10 protein-coding genes are annotated in these 11402 nt (G+C 46.0%); 1 reads left to right on the top strand and 9 read right to left on the bottom strand.

Annotation, left to right across the window (positions count from 1 at the left end; all coding sequences use genetic code 11):
- The 5 genes from FWE06_09935 to FWE06_09915 all read right to left on the bottom strand — a co-directional run.
- A partial coding sequence (locus FWE06_09935) for a tyrosine-type recombinase/integrase (protein MCL2547480.1) occupies positions 1-870 on the bottom strand: 870 nt, incomplete at its 3' end.
- Positions 871-1316: 446 nt separating this feature from the next.
- Complete coding sequence (locus tag FWE06_09930; GenBank protein MCL2547479.1) at positions 1317-2393, bottom strand: RES family NAD+ phosphorylase; 1077 nt, start codon at positions 2391-2393, stop codon at positions 1317-1319.
- Positions 2390-3340, bottom strand: coding sequence for a sce7725 family protein (locus FWE06_09925; GenBank protein MCL2547478.1), 951 nt, complete (start codon positions 3338-3340; stop codon positions 2390-2392). Before FWE06_09925 ends, FWE06_09930 begins: the two co-directional genes overlap by 4 nt.
- Before the next feature lie 4 nt (positions 3341-3344).
- Positions 3345-4214: a sce7726 family protein gene (locus FWE06_09920; protein MCL2547477.1), complete on the bottom strand. Its 870-nt coding sequence runs from the start codon at positions 4212-4214 to the stop codon at positions 3345-3347.
- 359 nt (positions 4215-4573) lie between these two features.
- Complete coding sequence (locus FWE06_09915) at positions 4574-6550, bottom strand: hypothetical protein (protein MCL2547476.1); 1977 nt, start codon at positions 6548-6550, stop codon at positions 4574-4576.
- Between the two features lie 699 nt (positions 6551-7249).
- Between FWE06_09915 and FWE06_09910 the strand changes: the two genes are divergently transcribed.
- Positions 7250-7915 (top strand): hypothetical protein, encoded by a 666-nt coding sequence (locus tag FWE06_09910; protein ID MCL2547475.1) that lies wholly within the window; start codon positions 7250-7252, stop codon positions 7913-7915.
- A 41-nt stretch (positions 7916-7956) separates the two neighbouring features.
- On the opposite strand, the gene radA is transcribed toward FWE06_09910, so the two are convergent.
- Genes radA through FWE06_09890 form a run of 4 tightly spaced genes read right to left on the bottom strand, consistent with a single transcriptional unit; the run spans position 7957 to position 11129 of the window.
- Positions 7957-9321: a DNA repair protein RadA gene (gene radA, locus FWE06_09905; protein ID MCL2547474.1), complete on the bottom strand. Its 1365-nt coding sequence runs from the start codon at positions 9319-9321 to the stop codon at positions 7957-7959.
- A gap of 26 nt (positions 9322-9347) precedes the next feature.
- Positions 9348-9788 carry a hypothetical protein gene (locus FWE06_09900; protein ID MCL2547473.1) on the bottom strand — a complete coding sequence of 147 codons (441 nt, stop codon included), beginning with the start codon at positions 9786-9788 and terminating at the stop codon, positions 9348-9350.
- An 18-nt stretch (positions 9789-9806) separates the two neighbouring features.
- Complete coding sequence (locus FWE06_09895; GenBank protein MCL2547472.1) at positions 9807-10502, bottom strand: N-acetylmuramoyl-L-alanine amidase; 696 nt, start codon at positions 10500-10502, stop codon at positions 9807-9809.
- 54 nt (positions 10503-10556) lie between these two features.
- On the bottom strand, positions 10557-11129 hold the full coding sequence (locus tag FWE06_09890; protein MCL2547471.1) for a hypothetical protein: 573 nt from the start codon (positions 11127-11129) through the stop codon (positions 10557-10559).
- Positions 11130-11402 lie beyond the last annotated feature (273 nt).

The raw sequence follows: 11402 nt of genomic DNA, 5'->3' as shown, positions 1-11402 counted from the left end.
TGTGTGACGACAGTCATGCGGCGTATGTTGGATATTCGCCGCTTGCATGATGTCGCGCCACAGTTTGCGATAGGTTGTGCTGCCGCATTGTCTGCCATTATGAGAAAACAAAAATTCGCCGTCCTCTTGTATACGTGCATCGACGATGTGTCGGATTTTCGAGTGAATAGGCACAACGCGATTTTTACCCGCTGTCGTTTTCGTGCCGCCTGTCATTGTGCCATTTTCGAGATTGACATTTGCTTTTCGCACATCAAGCATCTCAGAAATACGAAAACCAGTATACAGCAAAAACAGAACAGAGTCAACCCAAGGCTGGCTTTGTATTGCCCAAATCGTGGCGATTTCGTCACTTGAAAATGGTTCTCGGCTTGTTTCGGCAACAGCAGTCGCGGACGTGAGCAAAGTACCATAGTTTTTACTTGTAATGTCTAATTCAAGTGCAAACTTGCCCATATTGCGCCAAAAGACCTTGATGGCGTTCTGCGTGGCATAGCCGCACCCGCTGTTGTCGATGGTGTCCTGCATATGATACGCCTTGATGTCGATATATTTCGCGTTGTAGTGTGCCTTACAGTGGTTGTACGCCGTTTTCATCATGTCATGCGTACTCTTTGGTTTGTTAGCCTTTCTTTCCTGCCACAGCGCGAATAAATCGGCAAGCGTGATTTTGGATTTCTCCACATCCCATGGGGCGTTGTTGAATTGCGCGAGTAAAATCATACCCTCCTCTCGTGTGGTTACATAGGCTAGCGTTTGGTAGACGGGGTGTTTCTTTTCGTTAAAGCCTACTGTTTTTCGGACTTGATAGGGTCGGCGGCGGTTGCCGTGTAGCTTGATGACCGACCCATAACCGTTCGGATTTCTCATGTTCTCTTGAACCTCCAATTTCGTAAAATTGTCAGTTTCAAAAGCCACTGTAATTATATCAAAATCTCATCTATCACGCAACGATGACTCGACGATTTTAGCAAGTAAGCGGATTTTGTCCAACGCACATTTTTGAAAAAATGTCAAGGATGGCTTTGCGAAAAACTTATTCCCGCGAAACAGCAAAAATCGGGCTTACACTAAATGGCAAGCAATGCACCTGGCAAGCCACCTGCACGAAAAGCGGAAAATCCCAACTGGGATTTTCCGCTTTTCTGCTTGCCGGGGTTGCTCCCCGGACCCGCTACTTCGGGATAATTTGTCCCGAAGTTCAGTCGCGGGCTTCGCCCTTATTTTTGCGTGAGCAAGTTTTGAGATTTTGGACTTTTTTGTTCTCGGTGTGAGTGTGGGGTTTTGATTTTTTTGCGCCGAGCGCGGGTGTGACGTTAACTTAAAATTGATAAAGATTGGTCAATTATATAATTAATCTCAGTCACACTTATTGTCTGTACATGATGGCATATAAAAGATTCAGTATCAAACATTGCCAAGTTATATCCGTCGGGATTTAGAGTGCTTTTATATTCTACTCCAGCATAATCTTTGCTTTTAATAAATTCAGAAATAAATTGTGTTGGCAAATATTCTAAATGACTATCACTTCGCCTTAGTGGTTTTGCAATTTCTGCGGCAATTTCTTTGAGTACATTTTTGTTTGCGGCGAATTGCTCAAGGTTGCCATCAAACAAGAAAGGGCTTGCCGCATCTATGGCTGAAAAGTCTACGATATTGTACTCTTGACAATTTTCAAAAGTGCCTATTGTCACGAAATCGAATGTTGCCGCACGAATTTCGGCAAGTGCTGTTTTTGGGGAGTTTCCTAAATAGAGGGTGCCAATTCCCTCTGGGTTAATACGCCCAACGCTGCGTTTACCTGGTGGGGGCGCACCCATGCTATCCGTTGAAAATCCATTAAATGATTCAGCAACTCTTGCCCTATAAAATCTAGACTTAATAGGAAGCTTCTTTTCAAACATTGATAGAAAGCGAGTGAATACATCTGTGTTAAACATTCCGCTATGATAACGATTATCATATTTTATTGCATTAGAAAAGGCTTCCCAATTGTTACCCTGCACAACGCAAAATTCACATAGAAAATCGTTATCTGCAAGAACTGGAATATTCACACCATTTTCAAAAATTTTATCATTTTTATGATAATCAGAGCTGCAAAGACTCTTTATCAATTCAAGCGTTTTATCTATTGTAAGATTATTGATATTAAAAATATCCCAATCGTCACGTAGTGCTACTGAAAGCGGTTTCGAAGTTTCGCTATTACTTGGCGAGTATGTATTCACCAATGAAATCATCATTTGAGATATTTGAGTTTCAACACTATTTATATCATAAACTAAAACATTTATTGAGTTACAAAAATAACAATCTCCAAACTGTTTTCTTGAGCTTATAATTGCATAAATCTCACTATCGCAAAAGCAATTTATACAGCAGTTCATTTTGACAAATTCCCATCAAGATATTTACTAACAAGTTCTAAATGATGCATTATAGATAACTTCTTAATAGTCGGCAAACCAGGGTAAGTACCATTATCAGAATGGCTCAATAAAATATCAATAGCTTTTGTTTGTTGCTTGTTTTGCCCATTTCGATACCATGATGCAAGTTTTTGTACTGCCTCGTTAAATTTGCCTGCAACGTCAGATATATCATCATTTGAATCAGAAATAAAATGACAGATTCTTAATGTATTATCTTCTGCGAAGTATACGATATGAATTGCTACTGCATATGGCGCAAATCCACCCTCTACATATTCATTGCCTACAATGGAATAATCACCAAACCCATTATATCCTTCATCTTTATAAAATAAATGATCTTCAGTGTAAAATTCATCATCTGGATAATCTGCATTTTTAGGTTGCTTGCGGAAATTATCTTTTAGCATAACCTTTCCGCTCGTAATTCCTCTTCTAAACTCACGCTCATCAGGAAAAAGCGTATATTGGGGACTTGTATCTGTATACAAGTTTTTATAGCTTTCAAGATAATCTCTGTTAGTAATAATAACAATGTTTTTTTCTGTCGGCACATTTTTGTGTAACAACGTACTTGCCACACACTCTGCATTACTATTCATCAATAGTGCTGGAATCACTACGGAACGCTTTTCAGATTGGCCTGGCAATAACCCAGTCTGCTCTGGGGAAAGCATTTCAAGGAAGTTATTTTGCCCTGCAAAGGCACCAACTTCAGGATTAAAAATCAGAGCAATCTGCCGATTTTGTGAGGTGTAGGCTTCTAATGTACCCTTAAATGTAGAGGTTAGTTTTACAGGCTCAACAATTGGAACGACTAATTCGCTAATTAAATTCTCGGCAACAAGTTCACGGAGCGCGAGAAGTTCATATTGCCGACCACGAAAATAAGGAAAATACATAATTTCACCCCTTATAATTTAATGCGAGAAGATTCTCGATTTCAGGAAGTTTTCTTGTTAGGTCAGAAAAATAAACAATAGATTTTAATTCAGGTTGGATATTATCAAAAACCATTTTAGTAATTTTGTTGCGCTTTTTTAGCTCCGTTAAAGCTAATTTTTGCGCTTGTAAAATAGGTATTTTTTCAAATTGCTCAAAACAAGCACGAAAGTGAAACACAGGTGCAACTTCTGGTATATCACCATAAAAACTTTTCAAAGTGTTTTCGTATTCGCTTTTTCTTAACAATTTGAAAATACAATTATGTTCAAGAGATTCGTCAAATGCTTTTGCCTCTCTTCTATAATTTTCATTAAAATATATATCATCCTGATTCATAATGTAAATGCCAACAGCTGCCCCCATATCACCCAGCGTTTCAAGTCGGTGCGAAATTTTTTCGTACTCATGAGGTGCAGATAGAACAACCACTTTACTAAATGCCTTAAAATAATCTCTTAACTGGTCGGAAAGTCTATCTAAATTGTCTAGGTTTGATTTTACCTCATATACTACTCCTTCGCCATTTATCATCACAAAATCAGCGATATGTCGCCCAATGCGCATTTGCGAAAGCGCCGTTGTAGTATTGACGGAATGATATCCGACAAGAATTCTATTGAGCAGAGTGTTTAGATAGAAATATTCATTGCGCTTTTCTTTGCCGAGATGGGCATATATTTCGCTAAAAAGCTGACCATGTGTTTTATTTTTCGGATTGTCAACATAGCGGGCAACGACATAATCAAGCACATCACTTGACCCATTCTGGAGTAAATCATTTATAACGTTGCGTGTAAAAACACGATTAATGGCTCTGTTATTGTTTGGCACAGTATTTTACCTCCTTATATTGAGATAAAGGTTGCTCATTTCAAAGTAAATTATATCATAATGCACCATTTCGGTCAAGGGACGGCACTGCGCATCTGTCGACATTGTCAAAAATTATTATACCGCCAACTTCGGGACAACTTGCTATGCTACCCTCGGTTTAGACAGATGAAAAAGTGAGTCTACAAACAGAGAGGAGCATAGCAAGTTGTCCCGAAGTGGCTTTCAAAAGCGCCGTTTTGGCACTAACAAGCACCGTGCCACAGTTGTGACACGGTGCTTGTTTACCCTATGGCGACTGCCATGTTTTAGTTTTCATACTGTCTTATGGAAGTCCCACTTACGGCGGGGATTTTGTATTAGTCTGCCAGTTCTATCCAGTGGTTGATGCCGCCGGAGGAGTTGGCGAGAATAAAGTACTCGACAGTGATCTGTTCCACAGAGTTTGGCGGAACGGTGATTGATGCAACACGGTTGCGTTCGCCTGACTGACGAATTTCGAAATAGGGGCGTCCGTTTATAATCGGCCACCATTCGTCGCTGCCTGCCGGGTGTTCAACAAAATTATCAAATATAAAATTGGGGCCGTGTCCCACCGACTCTAATACCCAATGCGATACGTGCGCCAGTGGTGCAACGTATAAATCTGCATGGAGGACATCGCCGTTGCGGTCGCGAGCCATCGTGCCAATGATAAAGTTGCCGCGCTTGTAAATATTAAATGTCCGCGGTCTGTCGCCGGCGTTGTTAAATGTGAAGTTGTCTTGATAAACAATCATCCAGTTGCCCAAGTTGGCGATTTCGCCGCCGCCGTCGTAGTGCAACGCGTCGACAAATATAGGGTTGCCTTCGGTATCAACATCGAAGAAAGTAGACATATCTACACCAACGGCGTTGTCGGCAATGTGTTGGCTGATGGCGTTATGCCATCTGTCTTGAGCACCGGTGCGCGGCACGCGCTGGCGACGAACATTGTGTGCGCCGTATGGTTCACGGCCGCGGCCGCCGGCACGTGAATCAACGTAATTGTAATAGTATACCGGCAGATTTTGGCTTGGTGTGTTGTCATTGACGGTCCACTCAAAGTCGGCTTCAATGCGCCAATAGTTGTCCCAGCCTTTATATTGCTCAAAGTAGGAGATGTCACTGGTTTCCGGACGTAAAATGACATAGCCTTGTGCCGGCATGTCGGTTGTCAGCAGCGCTGCGTCGGTGTAGAAGATAAACTCACCGGAGATGTTTTCGCCTGCTGTGATTTCAAAACGGACGTGACCGTTCATGCAACCGGCCGGCATTTTAAGATCAGCTGTGCCGCCAACATTGAAATTGTTGAAATTATCGGGTGTTGTGCCGCCGAAAATCCATAAGTATTCGCCGCTTGGAACGACAAGTGTTTCCGGCTCAAAGGCGACAATTGGATGGTATTTTGGACTGGCTTGATGAAAATCTTGTCCGCGATAGTACCAAGTTGTATTTTCCAATGTCGGTTTGCCGTCGGGATCAACAAAGTAATCATCGGGCAACTCAAATGCCAAATTGTAAAGGTCATTCCATGCGCGCGCGCCCAACCATTCGCCGTCATACTGAATGCCGCGGTTCCATACAGTGACAACCATATCTTCATCGCCGTGGTTGACCAAGCGATAACCGAAATAGTGATACTCATATCCGGCACGGAAAATGCGCTGATTAGAATGCGAGAAAGTAAAGAAATAATTGCCCGCCATATTGTCCTTACGCATATTGATAACGTTAAGGTCAGGAGGACTGAGTTGCTCGGGGTTGTTGCCGAAAATGAATTTGCCGTCATCGTTCATTTCGTACTCAATGCGCCATGCTTCCAACGGGTCAGAAGTGGGGTCGACATCCGGCAAAGCAGGCAAGTCGGTTCCCATTAAACGCGTGGGGAATGGCAGCATGTCGCGATCTTGACGCTGTGAATCGATGATGGCAATGCGTACTTCGCCGCCGGCCGTGGCGTTAACGGCAACAGTATAGCGTTCGCCGGCACGCACAGGTGCAGTGAAATCATTGCTGTTAGATGCGGCGATTTGATTGCCGTCGCTGTCGAAAACAGCGGCTGCCAATGACGCATTGCTACCATCAGACCAAAAAACGCTCAATGGCTTATCTTCGTCGCGCAAGGCAATAAAGTCGGCATGCACTGTGCCGCCGCCGCTGGGGAAGCGGTCAACCAATGTTGACGACATGGGCACGAGCGGCCCGGGCTCATCCGGCGCGTTCGGTGTGTCGGCGTTGTTGCACGCTGTCAGCGTGAGCGGGAGGGCGAGCGAGAGCAGCAATAATAATGCCAGCCCGCATAGTCTTTTTTTCATGGGGAGCCTCCTAATTATGTAAGTAGTGATTGCTATTATACACGGAATAGAAGTGTAGGTCAAGGGTGGTTTTTTATGAATAATATACAAGGTTGACGGGTAAAAATTCTCGTGGTATAATGATTGCAACTGGAAAACTTACTTAAGAAAGGAGCGGAGTGATAGGGAACGGCAAAAGATACAAACATACATTTTAGTTCGGCTGCTTTTTCAAAATCCTTTTCATTTTCGTTTAGTTAATCATGGGTATATTCCTTGGGGATGGTCGGTAAATCGAAGTCCCCAAGAAGACAGAGCGGCCATTAGTTTTGCACGCGGAACTTTTCCCGGCTCGGGGAGCCTTCCGCTTCGAACGGCAATGGCGTCAACTCGGCCGCCTTCGCGTTGGGTTCAAACGATAGGGATTGCATCGCTTCGCAGCGGGGAGTCTCCCGCCCATGAAGGCCAACAGAGGAATTCTGTTGGCGAAGCGGTGGAGCCTCACGAGGTTGAATATCAGTGGGGGATGCAATGGGGGACTCGTTTTTATTCCCGAATTTTTGCGGCACCCGGTATGAGCGGCAGCCCTATACGGTGCGCGTTGGATCTTCGTGTGATAGGTATCTTGGCGGGCTCAGTTACTGCCGGATTTACAGTAGCTGTAAGAATTACGCCCAGTTTTGATAGTGAAATAAATATATTAAGAGGAAGGTTAGAGCGATGGACATGAAGTGTGTAAAATCACTGCGAACGTCGGCAATCGTTGCGGCTTTTATTTTACTTATAGGTTGCGCGGGTGCAACCGGAAACCAGCCGGATCCGCCGGAAATTGTTGAGCCGACTGTGACAGAAACTGCCCAGCCAACGGTCATAGCGCCGCCGAACACACCCGTAGATTTCACCTTTCCCCTCGGCGATTTCTCGGGTGAGATAACCGCGTCGGCTGAAGTGATAAAACATACAGACTGGGGTACATGGGTGTTTGAAGTCACTTTTACGTCGACAGCATCGGAACCCTACGTTGCTTGGGTTTCGCACTTGTATACAGTTGAAAGACAGGTCGAGGGTGAGTGGACGGCAGTTAAACCTGAGGCTGAATGGAACGATGGCATGCGAATGGCTACGATACTCTTGGATCCTGAAGAGTACATTTTTAGAAAAGGCTTTTTAAGGGTGGGAGAGATTTACACAGCGATACCTATTTCTGTGAATAGAGATGTACCTGTCGGTAGTAATTGGATTTTGTCTGCAATTAAGGAGCCGGGGCATTATCGTGTGACAAATAATGTGAAGCTATTGCGTAATGGCTACGTAATGTTTCACAATTTGCCGGATGGCGTGCTATGGGAGGGGGCGGTCTACGCCGAGTTTGTGGTTGAGAAGTAATTCCGCGCAACAAAAAAGGCAGTCATACGACTGCCTTTTTTCTACCCTAACAAACCAACTGCTTGCGCCACAGACTTCACACGCACAATTTGCAGTCCCTCCGGCGGGATGAGTGCCGCCGTGCCATTCCATGGTACAATGCACTGAGAAAAGCCAAGTCGCGCAATTTCGTTGAGCCGCATAGATAAATTGTTGACCATGCGCAGTTCGCCCGCCAGCCCGACTTCGCCGACAGCGGCGACATTGTCGCCCAAGGTTGTGTCGCGCACACTTGATGCCAACGCCAGCACGATGGGCAGGTCGGCGGCAGGCTCATCGATGTCAAGGCCGCCGACGACGTTGACGTAAGCATCACAGTCGCCGATTCTTACGCCGGCACGTTTTTCCAGCACTGCCATGAGTAAGATGGCACGATTATAATCGACGCCTGCCGTCATACGCCGCGGCGTGCCGTAAGGGGTGGGTGTGACGAGGGCTTGGATTTCAGCCATTAGTGGGCGGCTGCCCTCCATGACGCATGCCACGCAACAGCCCGGTGTGCGCAGCGGGCGCCCGGCAAGCAGCATTTCAGAAGGGTTCGGCACTTCGACAAGACCTTGTTGTCCCATATCAAAAACAGCGACTTCATTGGTTGGGCCAAAGCGATTTTTGACAGCGCGAACAATGCGGTGGCTGACATGTCGGTCACCTTCGAAAGATAGCACGCAGTCGACCATGTGTTCCAGCACCTTCGGGCCGGCAATTTGCCCGTCTTTATTGACGTGGCCGACGACAAATACGGTTAGGCCTGTCTGTTTGGCAATGGCCATCAAGGCGAGCGTACAGTCCTTGACTTGGCTGACACTGCCGGGCGCGCTTGATGAATCGGCGCGCTGCATGGTTTGAATGGAGTCGACGATAAGTATATCGGCTTGCATAGCTTCTTCAAGCGCGTTGTCGAGGCAAGTTTCTGCCATAACGAGCAGATTTGGTGTGTCTATGCCGAGGCGTGCGGCGCGTAGCTTTAGCTGGCGCAATGATTCTTCGCCCGATATGTATAATACCGTTTTGTCGCGGCAGAGATGGTGGCAAATCTGCAGTAGCAAGGTTGATTTGCCGATGCCCGGCTCACCGCCGAGCAGCACAAGGCTGCCCGCTACCGCACCGCCGCCCAACGCACGGTCGAATTCGTCCATGCCGGTGGAAAAGCGGATTTCGTCGGCCGTGGATATTTCGTTGAGCTTTTGCGGTTTGGGGCGTTCGCCGGCGGCATGGGAAGATACACGAGATGTGCCTTTTTTAGCTTTATTTGCAGGCGCTGTCGGTGCTTCGTCCATGGTGTTCCATGCCTTACAGGCAGGGCATTGGCCCTGCCACTTGCTGCTTTCATTGCCGCATTGCGTGCAGAAAAAAATGTTGCCTTTCATGAAACTCTCCTGTGTGTAAGTGCTGTTTATTGCCACTCGTTGTCGGCTTCGTGCTGCAATCGTCCGAAAGAAATGGACTTATCTACAGCGCCGAGGTCTTTATATCCCTTTGCCAAATCCTCCGTCGTTTGCTCCAACAGGTTCATAAATTGTGTGTAGGCAAAGGAGAATTTGAGGTTTGTCTTATCGGCGCCGTAGACGCAATACAATAATTCCTCAATCATTTGATCCATACCCCAAAGTTTGATATGTAACAACTCATGGATGATAAGCGCTTCTAGATTAGTTTGCTTGGGGTTGCAGCTGTTAATGAGCAAGATGGCTTTTTTATCACATTGGTCGATTTTGGCATCGCCTGTTTTGCGCCAATCTTTGGTCACGAATTCTAGCTTTATATCCCAGTCTCTGAGGCGCAAAATATCCTGCCATTTGGCGACATAGGATAGGGCTTCGCCGTAGTTGAACATGGCGGTTTCTCCTTGAATTTAATTCATCGTCAGTGCGGCGAAGATGCAGGCCGCCAGCTTTCGTTGATAGACAGGGTTAGCAAGCAGTTTTTCGTCTTGTGGGTTGCTGAGAAATCCGCATTCGATTAACAGCGCAGGCGCGTTGATTGCGCCGAAGAGAAATACGCTATTGGGCACAGGTTTCGTTGGACGGGTATTATCGGGCGCGAGGGCTGTTGTAATGGTTGCTTGCAAGACTTTGCCCAGATCGGCCGCGCCATTGGCGTGGAAGACCTGCAGGCCGCGGTATTGTGTTTGCCCAAAAGTATTTTGATGGATGCTGACGAGCAAAGCGTTAGGTGTATTATTGACCAGTTCGGCGCGATTGCGCAGATCAGACATTTTCTTTTGGCGGATGGTACGTGCGTCATTGTCGTGGATGGAAATGTCGCTGCGGCGCGTCATAATGGCATTATAGCCGTAAAAATTGAGTAAGCTTTCGAGTTGTATAGCAATTTGTAAGTTTAAGTGACTTTCAAATAGCCCCGTCGGCGACACCGCACCACCGTCAACGCCGCCATGGCCGGCATCAATGATAAAGGTATATGGTGCTTCGCGCCAAACAGCGGTTGAAACAGAAAGCGGCATGCGTTGCAATGTCGCAACCATCGCTGCGACAAGCATAAACGCCAGTGCGGAGACGAGTACCAATCGTTTGTGTGTTGTGAGTTGCACAGGAAAACACCCCCATGCAACTATACGTATGAATGACGCGTTAAGAAATATGAATTACTTTTTACGATAGAATATTTCGTGCAGTGGGTTGTATGACCGATAGCCGAAACGAAACGCCACTTGCGATGCAATGGGCAGTACTGTTAATGCCAGCAGATAAATGAGCGGATAATGGGTGATGGCTCGTAGGCTGTAAAACACAATGTAATACAGGCTGAGTACTAAATATGAGATGTTAGATATATTGTGGTTGGGTAGCCACGTTGATAGCGCGAAGGTGAGTAAAATTAAAAGGAGCCCGGGAATGGATGCCACCAACCCGACAAGCAACCCTTTATACGGATGAAATCTTGTGCGTTCATGCTTGACTTTATTATAGTCGCGCTGACCCCATGGCCATACCGTTTGGTATGCCAAGTAGATATAAAGCACCAAAAAGAGTAGTGTGACAATCATCAAGTTTGTATTGATAGGGGTTGTGCCTTCCGGCGCGTCGTAGTGGTCAAGCCCGGCCGCTGTCATAAAGACAAGCGCACCGAAGACTAAGAAGCATAAATGATAAATCGCCATACGCCCGGCGACGCGCCAGCCCATGTACCAAATGTTGTAGCTCTGTTTTTCTGCCATAATCATGCACCGCCTTTATCGTGTTCGTAATGTATTATAGCACATCAACAATGTGAGGGCAAGATGCAGAAAAACGTTGACAACCAAATGTTTCTGTGCTAAAGTAGAGGCAACCGAGGTTGCCTGGAAAAAAGGCGGCCTAAAAACGATAAATATATGGAGGAGAAGCTGTATGAAAAAAGGCAGAAATCGCCCCTTGGTATTGCGGTGGGTGGCGAGTGTTCTTGTGCTGTGCATGGTGCTGGTGATGTTGCCTGCGGCGGCAGAGCGCGG

Source organism: Oscillospiraceae bacterium, from assembly GCA_009780275.1.
GTDB lineage: Bacteria > Bacillota > Clostridia > Oscillospirales > UBA929 > WRAI01.
This window is presented reverse-complemented; position numbering and strand designations above follow the sequence as displayed.